This is a genomic window from Paracoccus tibetensis (assembly GCF_900102505.1).
GTDB classification, from domain to species: Bacteria; Pseudomonadota; Alphaproteobacteria; order Rhodobacterales; family Rhodobacteraceae; genus Paracoccus; species Paracoccus tibetensis.
Map to the genome: position 1 here is coordinate 99182 of NZ_FMVT01000001.1, position 17971 is coordinate 117152.

At 66.3% G+C, this 17971-nt stretch carries 19 protein-coding genes; 1 reads left to right on the forward strand and 18 read right to left on the reverse strand.

Annotation, left to right across the window (positions count from 1 at the left end):
* Positions 1-77 precede the first annotated feature (77 nt).
* Genes BLP73_RS00490 through BLP73_RS00515 form a run of 6 tightly spaced genes read right to left on the reverse strand, consistent with a single transcriptional unit; the run spans position 78 to position 9187 of the window.
* The gene (locus BLP73_RS00490; protein WP_090739567.1) at positions 78-2384 is read right to left on the reverse strand and encodes a hypothetical protein; all 2307 of its coding nucleotides are present in this window, start codon (positions 2382-2384) and stop codon (positions 78-80) included.
* 50 nt (positions 2385-2434) lie between these two features.
* Complete coding sequence (locus BLP73_RS00495) at positions 2435-4516, reverse strand: phage tail protein (RefSeq protein ID WP_090739568.1); 2082 nt, start codon at positions 4514-4516, stop codon at positions 2435-2437.
* Entirely contained in the window at positions 4517-4912 is a 396-nt protein-coding gene (locus tag BLP73_RS00500; RefSeq protein WP_090739569.1) for a GNAT family N-acetyltransferase, read from the reverse strand.
* On the reverse strand, positions 4909-5493 hold the full coding sequence (locus BLP73_RS00505) for a hypothetical protein (RefSeq protein WP_090739570.1): 585 nt from the start codon (positions 5491-5493) through the stop codon (positions 4909-4911). The genes BLP73_RS00500 and BLP73_RS00505 overlap by 4 nt, the downstream gene beginning before the upstream one ends.
* The gene (locus BLP73_RS00510) at positions 5493-6098 is read right to left on the reverse strand and encodes a hypothetical protein (RefSeq protein ID WP_090739571.1); all 606 of its coding nucleotides are present in this window, start codon (positions 6096-6098) and stop codon (positions 5493-5495) included. Before BLP73_RS00510 ends, BLP73_RS00505 begins: the two co-directional genes overlap by 1 nt.
* 44 nt (positions 6099-6142) lie before the next feature.
* Positions 6143-9187, reverse strand: a complete 3045-nt coding sequence (locus BLP73_RS00515; protein WP_090739572.1) for a tape measure protein — start codon at positions 9185-9187, stop codon at positions 6143-6145.
* Positions 9188-9196: 9 nt separating this feature from the next.
* Between BLP73_RS00515 and BLP73_RS18900 the strand changes: the two genes are divergently transcribed.
* Entirely contained in the window at positions 9197-9559 is a 363-nt protein-coding gene (locus tag BLP73_RS18900; protein WP_139165863.1) for a hypothetical protein, read from the forward strand.
* 5 nt (positions 9560-9564) lie between these two features.
* Here the strand turns inward: BLP73_RS18900 and BLP73_RS19270 are convergent, their stop codons facing one another.
* From BLP73_RS19270 to BLP73_RS00575, 12 genes are all read right to left on the reverse strand, one after another.
* Positions 9565-9717: a hypothetical protein gene (locus BLP73_RS19270; protein ID WP_175453183.1), complete on the reverse strand. Its 153-nt coding sequence runs from the start codon at positions 9715-9717 to the stop codon at positions 9565-9567.
* Positions 9714-10169 (reverse strand): gene transfer agent family protein, encoded by a 456-nt coding sequence (locus BLP73_RS00525; RefSeq protein WP_090739574.1) that lies wholly within the window; start codon positions 10167-10169, stop codon positions 9714-9716. Before BLP73_RS00525 ends, BLP73_RS19270 begins: the two co-directional genes overlap by 4 nt.
* Positions 10169-10636, reverse strand: a complete 468-nt coding sequence (locus BLP73_RS00530; protein ID WP_175453184.1) for a phage tail protein — start codon at positions 10634-10636, stop codon at positions 10169-10171. The genes BLP73_RS00525 and BLP73_RS00530 overlap by 1 nt, the downstream gene beginning before the upstream one ends.
* A 66-nt stretch (positions 10637-10702) precedes the next feature.
* Positions 10703-11182 carry an HK97-gp10 family putative phage morphogenesis protein gene (locus tag BLP73_RS00535; RefSeq protein ID WP_090739576.1) on the reverse strand — a complete coding sequence of 160 codons (480 nt, stop codon included), beginning with the start codon at positions 11180-11182 and terminating at the stop codon, positions 10703-10705.
* Positions 11183-11344: 162 nt separating this feature from the next.
* The gene (locus tag BLP73_RS00540) at positions 11345-11728 is read right to left on the reverse strand and encodes a DUF3168 domain-containing protein (RefSeq protein ID WP_090739577.1); all 384 of its coding nucleotides are present in this window, start codon (positions 11726-11728) and stop codon (positions 11345-11347) included.
* Positions 11725-12054, reverse strand: coding sequence for a phage head completion protein (locus BLP73_RS00545; protein ID WP_090739578.1), 330 nt, complete (start codon positions 12052-12054; stop codon positions 11725-11727). The genes BLP73_RS00540 and BLP73_RS00545 overlap by 4 nt, the downstream gene beginning before the upstream one ends.
* Entirely contained in the window at positions 12051-12566 is a 516-nt protein-coding gene (locus BLP73_RS00550; protein ID WP_090739579.1) for a head-tail connector protein, read from the reverse strand. Before BLP73_RS00550 ends, BLP73_RS00545 begins: the two co-directional genes overlap by 4 nt.
* Positions 12566-12859, reverse strand: coding sequence for a hypothetical protein (locus BLP73_RS00555; RefSeq protein ID WP_090739580.1), 294 nt, complete (start codon positions 12857-12859; stop codon positions 12566-12568). Before BLP73_RS00555 ends, BLP73_RS00550 begins: the two co-directional genes overlap by 1 nt.
* Before the next feature lie 76 nt (positions 12860-12935).
* Positions 12936-14177 carry a phage major capsid protein gene (locus BLP73_RS00560; RefSeq protein WP_090739581.1) on the reverse strand — a complete coding sequence of 414 codons (1242 nt, stop codon included), beginning with the start codon at positions 14175-14177 and terminating at the stop codon, positions 12936-12938.
* Between the two features lie 8 nt (positions 14178-14185).
* Entirely contained in the window at positions 14186-15019 is an 834-nt protein-coding gene (locus BLP73_RS00565; protein WP_090739582.1) for a head maturation protease, ClpP-related, read from the reverse strand.
* Positions 14997-16268, reverse strand: a complete 1272-nt coding sequence (locus tag BLP73_RS00570; protein ID WP_090739583.1) for a phage portal protein — start codon at positions 16266-16268, stop codon at positions 14997-14999. Before BLP73_RS00570 ends, BLP73_RS00565 begins: the two co-directional genes overlap by 23 nt.
* Positions 16268-17971 carry a terminase large subunit gene (locus BLP73_RS00575; RefSeq protein ID WP_090739584.1) on the reverse strand — a complete coding sequence of 568 codons (1704 nt, stop codon included), beginning with the start codon at positions 17969-17971 and terminating at the stop codon, positions 16268-16270. Before BLP73_RS00575 ends, BLP73_RS00570 begins: the two co-directional genes overlap by 1 nt.

Here is a 17971-nt window from a genome sequence, read left to right on the forward strand (position 1 = left end):
CCTGGTGTTGAACGTGAGAACGGCCCGGGCACGGCGGGCCATGTTCTGCTGTTTGTTCCGCCACGCTGTCGCAGCGGTCAGGCGGCAACCGTTAGAGCCAGCCAAGCCGCGCTGGTCGTGCCGGTCCCCGCTTTCATCCAGCCCATAATCGCTGCCCCCTCGGCAGGCGCAGCCGCCTCGTTCGCGACAACGCAGCCTCTGGGGAACATGCGCGTCCAGCTGGCCGACTGGTGCGGGTTTGCGGAGGCGAACCTATCTGAGACGCCAAACCAGTCGTTTCCTTCCACGCGTTTAAACGGCATGTTTTGCCCAATCGCATAGTCGGCTGGCACAATGCCGCTAAAACGGTTTCCAACAATCTCGCTGGTCCCCGTGGCCGCGTTCAGCATCTCGAACAGCGTTGCCGCCGCCGTCATCGTGATCCGGTTGTTAAACAGCCGCAGCCCGCCCGTGCGCCCCGCGCCGACGTTCAAGTAAGCGATGCGGTCTCCGGTAATGGTGATTTCATTGTCCGAGATTTGCGCAATCCCATCTGACAGGCTCAGGAAAAACAGCCGTGGCGTGGTGATCTTACCGCCCGAAACAGCGCCTCTCACACTATGCCGGAAGGCATAGCCAGCCGGGTTGCGCTGAATGATCGTGTTGCCCGGAAGCGGGCAAGACGTGGCATAGATGGCAAAGTCAGCGAACACGTCAAGCGTGTTGCCCGCGCATGTGTCCCAGTCTCCCGTGACGGCGCCGAGGCAAGCCGCGCTGTCCAGCGACAGGACCGTGTTGCCGTCGCAATGGTTCCGCAGCCCGGCACCGTGCCGAAGGATGAACGCCCCGGGGGCCATGTTGGCGACGTGCAGCGTATTACTGACGAAGTGGACGTCTTGGCACTGCGCTGGCGTGTTGTCTGGACGGCCAATGGAGACAACCGCAGTCGTCGCCCCGCCGCGCAGGATGATGGTATTGTCGCGCCACCAGACGTTGCGCACATAGGAGTTTGGGTAAGCCGACGGCTGGCCTGTGCCGAACGTGCTGACAAACACCGTCGCCATCTCGCCTTCGCCCAGATCAATGAAGCGGTTCCGCTCGACCCACACGTTTTCAATGCCGCCCTGAACTCCGAAAATTGCCAGGGCTTCGTCCTGGCTGTTTTTCACAACCACCTCGTTGTCGGTGAACCAGACGTTGCGGGTGACTGTGCTCGTGCCTCCCAATGACCGGAACCACATGCCCTGGCGCACATTGTCGTAGATCCAGCCCTCTTTCCACGAGAAGCCGTCAATGTTGCCGCCGTGCAGGTCGATGGGGATGAAGAAGTTTGTCGTGACTGCATCGCTCACCTTGGACGAGCAGCGCAGGAAGTGAATATCGTTGGCTGCATAGACCGTGACGCCAACCCGCCCAATCCCAATCGTTTCTAGCGGGCGAGCGTCCACATCACAGAAGAAGTGAATGTCATGGGCGTGGAAGCCCGCGATGCCCCAAAGCAGGAAGTTCGCGCGCTTCTTCCAGTCGGTATCCTGGCCGGCGTCTAGCCCCCAACTATCGGCCAGAAGCATTGCCCCGTTTCCTCGGATGAAAGTGCCGCTGACCGGACTCAAGTATCTGGTGTAGCGGTAGACCGCGTTTGGCTCGCACACCAAATCGCCACCCAACGACAGCCAGCCACGCAGGGCAACTGTATCATCAGCGCCCCCCCGCAGCGCCCCGAACGCCTCCGGCGGCGTGCCGCCAACAACAGGCAGGACGCGCAGCTTGACCCCGCCGTCAGTCGTCAGATGGTGATTGGCGGCCCCCGGCGCTGCTACCTCGTAGCTGAACCCGCCAGCCCCCCACCGATTGCCTGCCGCGACCGTCAGGCTGACCGTCTGCCCGTTATGCGTGATGCTGTTGAGGCCATAGGTGATCGTGCTGGACAGCATCTGCTGCACGGTATCGAAGCCGCGGCCGGTGCCGACAAGGGCCATCATGGCGGCGGCGTTGGCGCTGTTGGCAGCCGTAATCCCATCCGCCGCCGCTGCCAGCGCCTGCGCCAGCGCATCCGGGACATTGGGAACCGGCGCCGGAAGCGCCAGCAGATCGGCGATGTTGCGGCTCGCCGATCCCGAGATGGCAATGGCGCCAAGCTGTCCCGTCACCGTCTTTCTGGCGTCAGGGTTCCAGTAGGCATAGCCAACGTCATAGGTCGTCTGGCGGGCGTTGCTGGCCGTCCGCAGCAGGGGCACCGAGATGGTGCCGTTCTGCACCGTGGCCTCGATCGGGCCGGGTGCCGCGACCGTATCCTCGTTCTTGTCCCACCCACGCAGAGTAAAGATGATCTTCGCCCCATCGGGCATGAGCGAGCCGTCAGGCAGCGCAATGCTGCCCGTCACCGTGGTGCGGAGAAATGCCATAAGGAACCCTTGTGCAGAAGAACCGCGCAGCGGCGGCGGAATGGTCGAGATCAGGCGAGCGTCTGCGGCCCGGCGGGAGGGCCCTCGACGCCGGACTGGTTGGCGGCGGCCACCCAATAGTAATAGCTCTGGTCCGGATCGATGGTGGCGTCCGGGTATTCCGAGAACTGCCCGATCGCGCCGCCAGTTGTGCCGATCTGGATGGCGGCCGAGAAGATCGCGCTGGTGCCGCGATAGATGCGGGCCTGAGCGAAGTTCGCAGGCGGGTTGCGCCAGCGCACCAGCGCCTCGCCGCCGCCGGGGACAACCGAAAGGCTGGTCGGCGCGGCCGGCGGCGTGCTGTTGATCTGCACCGCCACCGTGCCGAGCGAGATCCAGGGCGCGATCCCCTCGAACACGCCCAGCCAGCGGGCCTCGATCTCGTACCTGCCGCCATCCGACACCACGCCGCTTTCGGCCGTCAGGTCGCTGGTCGCCATCCTGGTCCAGCGGCTTGTTCCCGCCAGCCGGTAGCGGGCTTGCACCGACAGATCATCGCGGCCAAGGGCCTCGGCCTCGACCACCAGGCTGGCGGTGCCGCCGCGGATCCGTTGCGCGGCCGTGGCGATCAGCTGCGGCGGCCCGTCTGCCGCGTCCGAGGCCGGCAGCTCGGGCACGCTGCCCTCTTCGCTCGGCGTCCAGGCCTGGCAGGCTCGGTTCACCGGCGCCAGAACGATCCGGCATTCGAGGCTCACCGGGTCGAACTTGTGATCCAGCACCTCGAACTCGCCCGCGATCACCCGGCCCGATCCGTCCTCGGGCCGGTAGTCCAGCAGGATGGTGTGGCGCTGGCCGGCAAAGCGCGGAAAGCGCGCCTTGAGCCCCACCAGGTTGGTGATCACCTCGACCCGGCCGCGGTTGTCGTCATGGATCTGCTGCTTGCCCCGCCGCCGCGCCTGGCTGCGGTTCGGGCACATCTCCATGCGCAGCTCTTGGGCAATCTCGCCCTCGATCTCCAGCCGCGGCTCGTCGCGCCAGGGATCGACCTCGATCACCTCGTAATTGTGCAGGGCGCTCATGTAGTGAACAGACAGGACGTTGTAGCCCTCGCGCTCGCTGATCGCGGCGCGGGTCTGGATGTCGCGGATGTCCTTGGCGGTCAGCGTCATGGACGGCGTGCCGTAAGGGCCGCCGATCAGCCCGATCTGGCCCGTCTGTGTCTCGTAGGCGCGCAGGCCCGAGGCAGCGCCCATGCGATCGAGAACCGCGCGGGGATCCTCGTCCAGCGTCCAATATCCCCAAAGCCGCAGAGACGGCTCCGAGCCGCCGAGCTGCTGCGGCACCGCGATGTCGGACACATCCGCCATGGCCGCCACGTTTAACCAGTCGATCTCGGACTGGTCGAGCTTCAGCCCGTCAGGGTGGCGCAGGTAATGGCCGGTCACCAGCGCCGCGTTGTCGCTGTAAACCGTCTGGCCGTTTCGCGGGTCATAGATCTGCCGGCCCTTGATTTCCCATTGAAAGAGGGTCTGGTGCCCTTTCGGGAACACCTTCACGAAGTCCTCTTGCCCGGGGGCCTTGGATCCGACCAGAAACGTGGCCTGGTTCTGCAGCCGGCGGGCTTCTGTCCAGATGTCGAACTCGCTCAGCAGCACGGGATAGCTGCCCCCCTGACCGCTGCCGTTGCGGGTCACGACATTCACATAACCCTCCTTGTCGGTGCCGGTCGGATAGCGCACCGGTTGCGGCTTGCCCCACCAGTCGAGGGAATTGGCCAAGGTCTGCGGCTCGCCATCGATCCAGAACCGATCAAACCCCTCAATCCGGCCATGCGCCACCAGCACCAGCTGGTAAAGCACGCCGTCCTTGACCTCGAACAAGGCGCGGATCCCGCCGACCAGGTTCTGGCCGACATAAACCCGCCGCTGCGCGTCCGTTTGGTTGAGAACTGCCTGCATCTCCTGCTGCGGAACGTTCACCCGCGGCGACAGCGCCCGCTGGACGGCCGTCATCGTGGCCGCGATGGTAAAGCTCGACACCGCGCTGGCCAGCGATAGGATGGTGGCTGTCGACAGCCCGGCCACGGCGCCCAGAAATCCGACCGCATAGCCGATGCCCCAAAGCGCCGCCCCGATCGCCGAAAAGACTGCCATTCATCGCACCATCTGGATTTCCGCGACCCGGTAGCCCGAGCGCTCAAGTATCTGCTGCGCCGGCCCGCCATTGCAGGACAGCTTGATAAGGGTGGCGCCGTGACCCCGCGCCCATGCCTCGAATGCTCTCAGCAGCCGCAGCCCGCTGCGATCGGCCGCCCACCAGCCCAGCTCGACCGCTACGGGATCGGGGCTGATGATGGTCTGCGTGATAACCCCGGCGATGAAGCCGCGCTCCGAGATCCAAACCCCGCCATCGGGCCGCGTGATCAGCCCGGACAGGGTTTCCCCTGTGCGGATCCGGCAGACCTTTTGCGGCCCGTTCACCGCCGCGGCCAGCTGCTCGACCATGCCGATGATCCGGGGAATATCGGCCTCGCGTGCCTCCCGGATCACCCGCCCGGCACCCAGGTGATGGCCTTGTCTTTCAGCGAGGGCAGCAGCCCGAGGCCGGTGTCGCCGGGATAGCGGCGGCGCTGGTCGGCGTCGGTCCAGCGGCCAAAGGGCGGCTTGCCCTGGCGGCTGAGCCGGCCATAGGCCTCCAGCTCGATCTCGCGGGCGCCGTTCTGCGAGGTGCTGCGCATGTCCCGCATTCGGCCCACGAACATGCTGATGGGCGTTCCGATCAGCCGGCCGCGGTGCTGGTCACCTTCCTCAACGGAGGAAAACAGCTGATAGAAGATCCGGCAGGGGCGGTTGTTTACCTCGGCCTCCTGGTTGTCGCAGCGCGCCACCATCTCGGCCGAGGCGTTCGGGATCGAGAACCGGACCATGCCGGCGCTCATCCCATAGGTCAGCTCCAGCGCCGAGATCTGGATCACGTCGCCGGTGCCCTTGTAAAGAACCCCGCCAGCGGTCAGCGGGCCATAGCCCAGCCACCAGCGCTGCGGGTTGGTGGCAAAATCCATCTGGCAAAGGATCGTGCAGGCGATGTTGCCGCGGCGCAGATCCTCGTCGGGAATGTCATGGATCGACATCAGAACGTCTCGACCAGGCGCAGCGCCGTGCCTTTGAAGAGGCCCCGGCCGGGGTCCACCGGATCGCCGGTCTGCATCTGCACGGTGAGGCGCAGCTGGTCGACCACCACCACCGTGCCCGCGGGATACGCGGCGCGCAGGTTCGGCATCAGCGACAGCCGGACCCGGTCGGGGTTTCCGTCCAGCTCGGCGGCGCCCACCACCTTGTGCAGCCGGTCTCCGAGGCTGATGTGATCGCCGAACTGGATCCGCGCCTGCGGGCGCTTCTGGATGTCAATGAAGCTGTCGCGTCGGCGGGCCGCAGAGATCAAGGTAAAGCCGTTAAACGGGGGGGATGCGAAGCCCTGCGGGCTCCGCGCGCCATAGAGCCCCGAATACCGGCGGCCGGCACCGTCCAGCGCCCGCCAGGTGCTGGGGATCGGCAGGGTGCAGGTGGCATGGCCCGACATGGCGGTGACAAAGCCGGACAGCGCTCGCTGCTGATCGAGCCCTCGCGCGTGGACCTCCATTTCCACCGTCCAGAAGCCGTTAAGCGTCGGCCGCGCGAAGGGCTCGCCGTCGATGTTCACAAACGGCTCGTGCCGCAGGCCTTCCAGCTTGGGCACGCATTTGACGATCCGGCACGGCCAGGGAAATGCAACATCCATGCTCAACCCCCCAGATAGCGCTGATCGTCGGCGGCGCGCTGGCTGGCGCCGATGCCCTTGGTGATCATCAGCTGCACCTCGCCTCTGGTGGTGTATTGCGGGGTCACCTCGACGCCCGGCGCATTGTTGTGGATGATGACGCGCGGCTGCACGTCGCCCGGCGCTGCGATGGCGCTGCGCGGGACCGCCGGCCCCACATAGCCGCCGCCGGAATAGCCCTTCAGGCGGCCGCGCAATGCGTCGAAGGCGGCAGGCCCACCCGCGCGGCGCACGGTTTCCGCATCCATGACGTACTCGCCCTTGTGGACGATGCCCGCGGGGTCATGCTTGCCGCCGGGGCCGGTATAACCGCCCGCCGAAAACCCCAGGAAGCGGGTGATAAAGTTGCCCGACGCCTGGCCGAGGCCGCCGTTCCAGATCGCATCAAAGGCCCGGGAAGCGGCCATGTCGGCGAGCTTCCCCGCGACCTTGGAAAGAGCGCTGGAAAAATTGTCCGCGCCCGAAATGAGCCCCTTGAAGACGCTTTCCTGCGTGCCCCGGAAATCCTCGAGCGCGCTCTGGAACCGATCATGACGGTCGCGGGCCTCATCGGCCGCCATGCCCGCCGTGACATATTCCTGCGCCAGCCGGTCGATCTCGGCCGACAGCTGCGGGGTGACCGAAAGCCCCTGCTTCTGCGCCGCGACCAGCAGCTCCATGCGCTTATGCGCATAGGTCAGCACGTCCGCATAGCCTTCAATCGACAGCGCCGACTCGTTCAGTGCGCGGGCCTCGTCCTCATGGGCGCGGATGGCCTCCCGGACCTTGATCACCTCGTCGGCGTAGTCGGTCCGCGGCTTGCCGCCGCCCCGGCCGGACCGGCCGCCGCCGCGGGCTCCACGGCCACCGCCACCCCGGGCCGCGCGGCCCTCTTCGCCGCGACGGGCATCCGCCGCGGCCTGGGCGATGGCCAGGCGTTCCGCTTCTTCCGCGGTCAGGGCCGCGCCCGCCTTGGCCGCTTCATCAAGGATGCGGGCTGTGCGCCGCTCGATGTCCTGGCGTTCGCGGGAAAGGCCGTTCAGCCGCTCCTGTTCTGCGATAAAGGCGGCCGTGGCGGCGCCCTGCCTCTCGTCAACCGTTCCTTCATCCTCGCCCGCTCCCGCGCCGCCGCCGACCGAGGCCGTCGCCGCCCGGGCGGCCACGGCCTCGGCCCGCAGGCTCTGCAGCCAGCCGATCGCCAGGATGATTTTCGAGATGAAGGGGCCGAAGTCGGGGTTGGCGCGCTCGATCGCCTGCAGCGCGGCCTTTGTGTCGTCGGCGCTGCGTTGCCCGTCCTCGAAATCACGGATCAGGTCGGCGATCTCAGACTGGATAGGAGCTAGAAAGCCCTCCAATGCTGCCAAACGCTCCATCTCCTGGCGGGCGTCGGCAACCGAAGCAGCGGCCGCTTCAAACGCCGGGCTCGCCTCGAGGCCTGTCAGCAAGGTCGTTGCACCGTCCGCCGCGCGGGACACGTCGAGAAGCTCGGCCACAAGGCCTGCCGCCTTGTCGCTCAGACTGGAGAGGTCAACCTGCGCGACTGCCGCAGCCAACTCCTCGGCGGTGACCTTCCCGTCTTTGAACTCCCGCGCGAGGTCGCGAAGCACTTTCATGATCGGCGCATCACTTTGCTCAAAGTCGTTCAGGATGCCGTTGAGCCACGGCCAGCTAGCTGCTTGATCCATGTCCGCGATGACTTTGCCAAGCTCGCTGGAGTCACCGAAAAGCAGTTCTCCAAGGCCGCCAGTGCCTTTCAGATCCTCTAGGCCACGCTTCAAACGGGCGATCCGCTCGAGCTGCTCCTCGGTGCCAATGCCATCCACCGACTCGGCCAGATCATTGATGTCGGTCGCGACCCCGGGCGCATAGAGCCCAAGATCCTCAAGTTCCTTGCGCAACTCGGACGTGCGCGCCTCCGCGTCCCGTGCCCGATCCGACACAATGATCATGCCCCCCGCGACAACGCCCGCCAGAAGGGCACCCACCGGTCCCGCCGCGGCGCCGACGCCGGCAATCGAGGTTCCGATCGAGCCGATGGTGCCCGCGGCCCGCATGGCCGCCGCGAAGCGCAACAGCGCCCCCGTGGCCGTGCCGAGTTTCGCGATCATCCCGCCGATCGACCGGCCGATGAAGGCCGCCGCCAGCACCGCTGCAACCTTCAGGCCGGCATCGGCAACCGTGTCGAAGTTGTCGGCGATCAACTCCAAGGCTTCAGCGATGCGCCGTGACATGCCGACAGCATCGTCCCCAGTGCCGATGTACTCGAACAAGGCGTTGTTCAGCAGCATGAAGCCGTCTTGGATCGTGCCGGGCATTTCAGCGGCTTCGGCGCGCAGCTTCTCCATCTCCGTCGCGATGCCGAGGATCTCGCGGCGCCCGATCTTCCCCTCGGAGCCGAGCTTGCGCAGCTCCATCGTGGTCACGCCCATCGACTCTGCGAGGGCTTGCGAAACTCGCCCGCCGCTGTCGATCACGGTGTTGAGGTTGTCGCCCTGCAGCGAGCCGAGCGCCATTGCTTTTGACAGCGCAGACATGACCCGCTCCGCCGTCTGCCCCTTGGCGCCCGACACCACCAGCGCGTTATTCAGGCTTTCGACGAAGTCCAGCTGCTGCGACGTAGACACCCCGAGCTCGGTGAGGGTGGTAGAGAAGGCCAAGTAACCTTCTGCAGTCTGCGTCAGGTCTGAATATGTCCTCCGCGCCATCTCACTGACGCGCTTCATGACGTCGTTGCCAGCCTCCATGCTGCCTGCCGCGTTGTTTACCCGGCTCGTCAGGTCGGTCCACGCACTCGTCATCCGGATCAGCTCGCGGCCGCCGAGCGCGGCCGCGATGCCGGTAAAGGGCGCGATCAGCGAGCGCGCCGCGCTTGCGCCGATCCCGTCAAGGTTCCGGTTCATCTGGCGGAAGCGGTTCTCGATCTCCCGCGCCTGGCGGTTGGTGACGCCGGACGCCTTGCGCATCTCGCGCTCATAGCCCTTGATATCGGCCGAGAGCTGCACAACCAGCTTTTCCAGATCAGTTGCCATTGGGATCTCATGATGATCAAAAGGATTGCCCTCCTGGCGGCCAGCGTAGCGCTAGCCTCGCCCAGTTCCGCACACGCGCCAGAAGGTGAAGCATTTGGGAAAGCAGCACGCTTCTACGGCTACCTGGTCGCGATGTGCGAAGATGCAATGCGAGACAGCCACCATTATGAGTGGCGGGAGCATCGCGACTTCCTGATCGAAGGCATCGGCGCGCTGACCAGAAGGCCCGCGATCGGCTACCAACAGTACACGAAGTACAAGCGCGATATGGAGTATCTGGGGCAGGCCGCCGATGACCCTCGGCAGTGCTCGATTGCTCTGGATGGCGCCAAGGTTGACTTCATCAGCAGTGCTGCAGACCTAGCAGATTGACCGCGCTAGCAGGCCCGGTCAATTAGCCCTTCCCACAGCTCGTCTTCTTCCTCGGCCGTGATGCTGCCCTTGTCCTCGGGGCAGTTGGCCGAGATCCAACCGGCAGCGGCGGCCTCAAACTCCCAGAGGGAGCAAGCCCGGACCTCGGCCGGGCTCATCCCGATGGCTGCGCCTGTGCCGAAGAGCTGGGCGAAGCGGATGCGCCCGCGGGGGAGAGGTTCGAGCTCGTCCCGTCCCCCGCCTCGGGCTTTTCCGGCTCATCCTCCGGCACGCCCTGCAGCGCCACGCCGATGATCGCGAAGGCCGTCTGGATGTTTTCGTTGATCTGACCGGGCCCGACATAGTCGCGGACCTTCTTCAATGCCGCGATCGCTTCCATGCCACCACCGATCAGCCCGAGGCGGATGGTTTCGATGACATAGGCCGGGCTGGCGTCCTTGGGCGGCGGCACGCCGAGCGCGCGGGCCATCAGCGCGGCTTCCAGCGCCCATTGAATATACCAGGGGCCGGCGCCGGTCCTGTCCTGCAGCTCGGCCAGCTGGTCGATCTTGAGGGCGAACGGGTAAGTCCCGTCCGCCCAATCAAGCGTCACCTGCGCGTTGCGAGACATCAGGCGGCATTCCGGGTGTGTACGATTGGGCCATCTGACTGCATCCCGACATTGGCCGTCACCCGCTGGCCGTTGGGGGCGCCCAGCTCCAGGCTCTCGACATGGAAGCGGCCGGTGTAAAGATCGCTGCTGCCGTCCGGCCATTCGACCTCGACCTCGCATTCGATGCTTTCGGGGTTGGCCAGGGCCGCTTCCCACATCGGAACCGACTGCTGCGCCATCACGCCCTGGCCCGAGATCGAGGCGGTCAGCGAGATCGTGTCGCGCTCGACCCAATCGACCTGGTCCTCCGCCTCGGCGCCGGGGCAGTAGGGGGTGACGGTTTCGCCGAAGGTCTTGGACCGGGTGAACGACTTTTCGGTAAAGCCGCAGGGGGCAACGAAGTTCGGGGTGGCGGCCCCGTCGGACAGGCGCACGAAATACTTTTTCGAGCGCGCGGTGGTCGCCTTGACTGGCGCAACTGCCATGGTGCTGGCCTCCATAAAAAAGCCCGCCGGTCAGGCGGGCGGGGGGGGGTGAAGTGATCCGGGGCCTTACTGGCCCGCGGCGACGCTCCTGGCTGCCTTGCGAACGGCACCCCGGATCTTGCGGCCAGCGCGACGCTTGTTCGCCCGGTAGCTGACATAAAAGTAAGGCTGGGCCGGCATGTTCTTTGTGCCGAACTCCACCCACCGCGCGTAGAAGGCATCATCCGGGCCACGGCTCTTGTCGCGGCTACCTGCGTAGATCGTGATTGTCAGGTCGCCGCCGGCGCCCGCGCCCTTCATCGCGGCAATGACCATCGAGCCCTTCGGCGCTTGACCCCAGGTCCAGCCGATGCTGTCGCGCAGGGCACCGGCACGGCGGCGGGCGTCAGGCTCCTTCAGAACCGGGACGAGAGACCTCATCATCGCCACGATCTCGTCGGCGGCTTCCGCCATCTTCTGCCGGATCGTCGCCTTCGCGATCCCCGGCAGCCGGTCGAGTTTCTTCTGCAGCTTGGCCAGTCCCCGGATCGTCGTGCCGCGCGCCATGCCCTGCCGCCTTCTTGCCGTTGCTGATGATGACTGCCGCGCCCCTGGCGACTGCCGCCTCGGCGCAGCGCCGGGTGACCCGCAGGCGCTGGCCGGCGCTGTAGCGCGTCACCACACCCGGATGCGGGCGCCAGCGGAAGTTGTCGGTGAACTCGACCCAGCTCATGCGTCCTCCACCATTGCCTCGATCTGAACCACGCCGTGCAGGTCGCCGCTCGGATCCTCCAGGGTCTGCGCCAGCGTCACGCGGAACGGGTGCATGGCAAAGCCATCGACCTCCCATTCTTCCAGCGCCGCCGCGACATCATCGACCAGATCCTCAACCGCGCCCTTGGCGGCCTTGCTGTGCCAGATGTCCACCTGCAGCGACCAGATCCGCCCGTCGATGCAGTCGGCGTCCTGCCGCGTCCAGTTGCTGGGTCCGAGGGTGCAGTAAGGGTATGGCGTTGCCGCCACCGCCTGGTCGCTGACCCTGTTCTCAAGGTCAGGCACCTCAACCTCGATCCGGGCGATGATCGCGCGGCGCAGCGCGCGGCCCGCCCTCATTTCCGCCGCCCCTCAACTTGGAACAGGACGAAGGCGCGGTCCTGCGACAGGAACGGGTTCCCCCTGATCTGGTAGCGGCGCCCGTTGGCCTTGATTTCCCACTCGGAGGACATGCGGCGCGTGATTTCCGTAGATGGCACAGCGACGGTGGCGGGGTCCCGGGCCGCCATGCGGGCCTGTTGAAACGCCTCGCTGCCCGGGCGATGCTGGATGCTTCCCCAAACATCGCCGCGCTCCTCGAAGTGCTGCGTGATCAGGCCGTCCTCGTCCCGCGACTGAAAGGGTTCGAGCAGCGTGATGCGGACGGAGAGGTCGCCGAGGTTCATACGCGCCAAACCCGCAAGGGTGAGATGAGCGCTTCGACTTCCGCCGGGATCCCTGCCGCAGCACCTCCATCGCCTCTGTTCTTGAAGAAGTGCGCGACCAGCATCAGCGCAGCGCGCTTGATCGCCACAGGTACAGCCTCGGGCGGACCGAAGCCCGCGGTGAAGATGATCCGGAGCGGAAGCCCGCGCCGCGTGCAGATGACGGCCCCGGTCTGGTGATGCTCAATCCTATGCGGCACGTCCTCTCCGTCAGCAGACTGCACGAGGATCTCGCTCACGTCCGGGAAGCTGAGCCTCACCCTGCCGGCCGGCGGGAGGACGTCCAGCTGCCACCTCTGCGTCACGATGCATCGCCCCAGGATCCCGCGATAGCCGTCGAGGTAAGACACAGCGGCGTCGATCGCGTTTTGCAGGTCGCGGTCAATCTCGGGGTCCGACGGCATCTTGCACTGCCGCCTGGCCTCCTCGAGGCGGATCAGCTCGGCTGGAGCCTCGAGGAGGGTGAGGCGCATCAGGCTTGCCCGTCCTTGCCGTAGACGGTCGTGTCGAGCCCCTCTCCGGCGAAATCCGCGTCATGCGGCTTCGCCCGCTTGGCGTCGTTCCAGTCGATCTGGTTCTGCTCGACCGTCGTGCCCTCGCGAGGGTTGGCATCGACGCTCTCGTGGGAAAGGTCGATTGCCTGCATCGCTTCCGGCTCGATGATCGCGCCGGAGGGATGCTCCATCTGCGTCGCCGGCGCCAGATCGGCAGCTGCGGAACCCGCCGCGTCGGCTGCCTTCGCCTTGTCGTCTTCCTTCTTCGCCATGATCGTGGCTCCTCTGTTGGACCAAATGCCGAGCCCCGCACGACGGGATCCGGCAGGTTCATCGCACGGCCTGCGATCAGGCAGCCATGCGCAGCGCGCGCAGCGCCTGCGGATCGAGCAGCCCGCCGCCGACGCGCTTCGTGGTGTAGAAGTGCACGTAGGGCTTGTTGGTGAACGGATCACGCAGGACCCGGACGCCCGTCCGGTCGATGATCAGGTAGCCGCGGCGGAAGTCGCCGAAGGCCACCGGCACGGCGCCGGCGACAGCGTTCGGCATCGCCGCCATCTCGGTCACCGGATAGGCCAGCAGCGTCTGCGGCTGCCCGGCGCTGAACGAGGGCTGCCAGAGGTAGTTGCCTTCGCCATCCTTCAGCTTGCGGATCCGGGCGAGCGTGGTGCGGTTCAGCACGAACCGGGCGTTCTGCGACATCGCCCCCGGCAGGTCGTAGACCAGGTCGAGCAGCTGGTCACCGGTGATCTCGGTCGCGGACGCCGTGGTGATGGCCCGGATCGCGCCGAAGGGATGCGCGGCGGCGTTTGCGGCGCCCTCGACATAGGTCAGGAAACCGTAGGGCTTGTTGACGCCGTTGCCCGCGACGAAGGCCAGGCCCTCCTGGTAGGCGAACTCGCTTTCGACCTCGTTCGCGATCCACTCGTCGAGGTTGATGGCCGAGTCGTCCAGCATTTGCTGCGTCGCCGCCGGGTTCGCGTAGATCTCGCCCGGGGTGTAGGTGACCACGCCGAACTCGGGCGTGACCGTTTCCGGGCGAGGCGCGACCTCGCCGACCCAGCCCGATCCCATGCCGCGCTGATTAAAGACCTTCTTGAAGCCGGTGCCGGAGATCGTCTGAACGGTCGCGATCTGCCGCATGGGCGAGACCTCGACCAGGCGATCGGTGATTGTGCGGTCCCACTCGACCGGCGCCAGATAGCCGCCCTCCTCGGATGCGCCCTTGTTCAGCGCCGCCTGAACCTCGCCCTTGCGGAAGTGGGCGCTGAAGGCGTCAGTGTACTCCGGATCGGTCGGGCGCCCGTCGGTGCCGGGTCCGCCGATCTGGAGGGCGGTCATCTGCGCCGCCTGTGCATCCATGGCCGACTGCAGGCTGCCGAGGCGGTCCTCGATCTTCGCCATGGAGGCTTGCCGGACCACGTCGTCTTGCCCGGCCTTAAGCTCCTTCAGCTGCTGGCTGTGCTCGGACTTGAAATCCTCGAACGCCTTGTTCAGCTCGGCGAAGATCTTCTTGGGGTCGCCGGACGCGTCAGCGCGCACAGCGAGGATCCCGCCCGCCAGACGGGCAGGGGAAAAGTGCTTGCTCATCGTGTTCCTCACTTTCTGAGCGTGTTGATCATCGACTGCGCGAGGGCAGCCAGTTCGGCGTCAGCGCCCGGCGTGACGCGGGCGGCAGCGCCAGGCATGCCACCCGTGATCTCGGCCAGAAGCGCGCGGCGTTCGGACCGAGAAACATTGGACTTCGCAAGGATTGTGTCGACGCGGCGGAGGGCGTTTGTACCAGCTCCTTCGCGCTCCTCGATGTCGGCCGTCAGGAGACTGTCCGCGAGACCAGCGGCCACGGCGTCTTCGCCGTTGAACCAGGTCTCGCCGTCCATCCACTCCGCTGCCTTCTCGCGGTCGACGCCGGCCTTGTCCGCATAGACTGCGGCCATCGCTGCATCGAAAGGCTCCATCGTCGCCGCCGCCTCGCGCATGTCGTGGCGGTTGCCGACCGCGACGACCCACGCATTGTGGACCATGAGGAAGCCGGCGCGGCCGATCTGCACCTCGTCACCGGCCATGGCGATTACTGACGCGGCCGAGGCAGCGAGGCCGAGCACACGCACCGTGATCCGGCGCTCGTCCTGTCTCAGTAGGTTGTAGATCGCGACGCCCTCGAAGAAGTCGCCTCCGGGGCTGTTGATGTCGACGATCACCTCATCCGACTTGATCGAGCGCAGCGCGGCCGAGATCCGTTTTGCCGTGACGCCCTCGCCGGACCAGTAGTCCTCTCCGATCATGTCGAGGATGCTGATGACGTTGGCCCGGTCACTGTCGGCCGCCCGGATGTTCGACTGCCACTTGTCCAGCATCTGCGGCGACGGCTCCAAGGCCTGAACCTGCGGCGGACGCGCGGCCTTGATTTCAGGTGCTGCGCGGAGGGTCATTGCGCTCTTCCTTTCTGGTGATCGGGCCCGGCAAGTCGTCGCGAGGCGGCAAGTCCAGCCAGTCTCGAACCTCTTCCTGGTGCAGGAACGACTGCTGGTTGTTGACGCTGAGCCCGCGGGCGAAGAAATCGGCCTGGTCCTTCATGCTGCCGCGGAGCAGGGCTGCGGCGTTGAACTTGGCGTAGTACTGGTCCTGCTCGCGCTCGCTGAGGAGGCACCGCCAGATCGCCTGCTCCCAGGCCTCGAACCACGGGTTGAGGCCGTAGCGCACGAACATCTGCCCGAGGACGTCGATGCCCGAGCCCCAGGACGTGTCGTCGACCATCAGCAGCGGGCGCGGCGTGCCGAAGATCCGCGCGATCTCCTCCACTTGGTGGCTGCGCATTTCGAGATGCTGGCTGCCCTGCGCCGACTGGCTGAACGGCTTCGGCTCCATGCCCTCTTCGGCGATCATCCAGCGATGCGCGTTCTCCGATCCCTCCCGCTCCTCCATGCTCGCGAGGAGCCGGTCATAGGCCTCCTGCGACAGCTTGCGGTTCTGCGGCATCACGAGCGCCCCGCCGACGATCATGCCGTTGCGGAAGAGCCGGGCCGCCGCTTTCTCTGCCTGCAGCGCCAGCCCGATCGCCTCGGCGGCCTGCTTGAGCAGGGAGCGGCCGCGGATGCCGTCGAGGGTGAAGCCGCGAAGGTGGAAAACGTCGCGCGCTGGAAGCCAGCGGTGGCCGCCCGAGGGCGGCGTAAACTTGTACCAGACCGAGAGGTCGTCGCGCTGCTCGACACTCATCCGCCTCGGGTCCATCGGCAGGAGGCCGATCACCTGGTCGCCGCGGCGGACCTTGGCGGCGAAGGCGTCGCCCTCGATCAGCGCCCAGCTTTGCATCAGCTGCCGGAACTCGAAGGCTGTCTGCCAGTCGTTCGGCTTGCGGTGCAGCACCCGGAAAAGCGGGTGGTCGGTCGCCTTCTCCTTCTCAGCGCCGTTCCGGTGCAGATGAAGCGGCAGCATCGCGATCGAGTAGGAGATCAGCGAGACGCAGCGGAAGACGGCCGTGTTCTTCAGCGCCAGCTCCGGCGTCACGGTGGCGCCGCTCTGAGTCAGGCCGCCGTCGCGCAGGTGCTGGAGCAGCGCAGGATCGTTCAGGCTTGCGAACTGGGCACCCTCGAACGACGCACGGGCCGCCAGGGCCGGCGCCGGGCCTGCGCTTGGCGCTTCACTGCGGCCGAGCGATCCGAGCCATCCCAGGATGCCCATCAGACCAGCCTGATCCCGCGCGTCTCGTAGATCGACGGCCCGGCAGCTTCGGGATTACCAAACATGAGCATCGCGGCGTTGAAGGTCGCCATCAGGGCGTCGATCTTCGCGCTTCCGGCGGTTTGCTTCGTCACGATGTAGTTGCTCCCCTTGAGCTCGGTTTTGGCGTTGCCGACGTTCCAGGCCATGAGGCTTGAAGCGCCGTGGATGAAGCGGCGGTCTTTCATCCGGCGGGGCAGCGTCAGGACAGCCTGCTGGAGCTTCCAGCCCTGGCCGACGCTGATCCAACGGTCCTCGCCGAAGCCCGCCTCGTCCAGCTCGTCCAGCAGCTCGGCGATCCCGGCCGCGTCGAGACCGATCGCCGGGCTCTCGAGTGGCAGGAGGCCCGCGGCTTCCAGGCGCTGGATGACCCGGAGCGCGCCACTGACGTCGTCCCCCACCTGGTGGCAGAATGTCAGTTCCCCCGCCTTCTCGAAGTCGGCCAGCCTCGAGGCGATCTCCTTGCGCTGCTGAGCCACCTCCGGAAAGGCCCAGGCATGAGCCCAGTGGAGCCAATTCCGCGTCTCTCGCTCGCGGCCGATGACCGCCAGCGCGAACAGGTCGTCGAGGCCGCCGCCGTCGACGCCGACCACGCAGACCTCGCTGCGGTCAATCAGGCGCTCGAGCGTGAGCTCCTCGTCGCCGCAATCCTCCCAGTGCGGCGCCCCGGGCCAGCGGTCAGCGCGAAGGGAGAGGCCGATCTGCACGTTGAAGTGCTGGCTGGCGAGCAGCATCAGCGCCTCGGGCCCCTCGGCCTCCGCCGCGATCAGTTCGTCCGCCAAGAACTCCGGCTGGACCGAGGCCCCGAGCGCCGGGTTGACCAGCGGCCAGGTCTTCGGGTCCTTCCAGCCTCCGTCCTTCGCGATCTCGGACGGGAGCTCGTAGAGCACCGCGAGGAGGGGCAGGGCGATGTCTCCGTCCCGCACTGCCCGGGCCTTCGACAGCTCAGCCTTGAAGACGCCTGCAGGCGGCTTCTTCGATTGCGTGGTGATCGTCAGCAGAAACCCGTCTGGCCGCGCCGCGAGTCCGCCCTTGATCTCCCGCATGACGGCCGCGGCGCGCGACATCTCGGCGAACTCGTGCAGCTCGTCGATCAGCACGTAGGCTGCCTTCGTGCCAGTCACCACCTTTGGATCAGCCGCCTTGATGACCAGCGTGGCTCCAGTCAGCCGGTGCGTGATTGTCCGCGAATGGCCCTGGACGTGGAACATCGCACTCAGATCAGCATCCAGCGCAATAATGCCCGCCGCCTGGTCGAAACTGATCGCGGCCACGCTGATCGTCGGCGCGATCAGCAGCAGCTCGCAGAGCGGGCGCTCGTTCAAGATGATCGCCGTGACCATGATGGCCGCGGCAATCGACGACTTCCCGTTCTTCTTCGGCACCAGGAGGAAGAACTCGCGGAGCATCCGCTTCTTGGTGACCGGGTCGTAGCTTCCGAAGATGGCCCTGACGAAGTCGAAGACCCACTCGCCGCAGACCTCGCCGTAGGTCGGCGTGCCGATGATGTCCGGCACCCGGAGCCGCTTGAAGATCCGCAGCGCCTTCTCTGCGACCTCGTCGTAGAGGGGCAGCGCAGGCACGAGGCTCTGCCGCGACATGAGCCGGTCGACCCACTCCGGCATTGCCGTTGACCAGGCCGTGTCGCGGATCGGCGCGTTCAT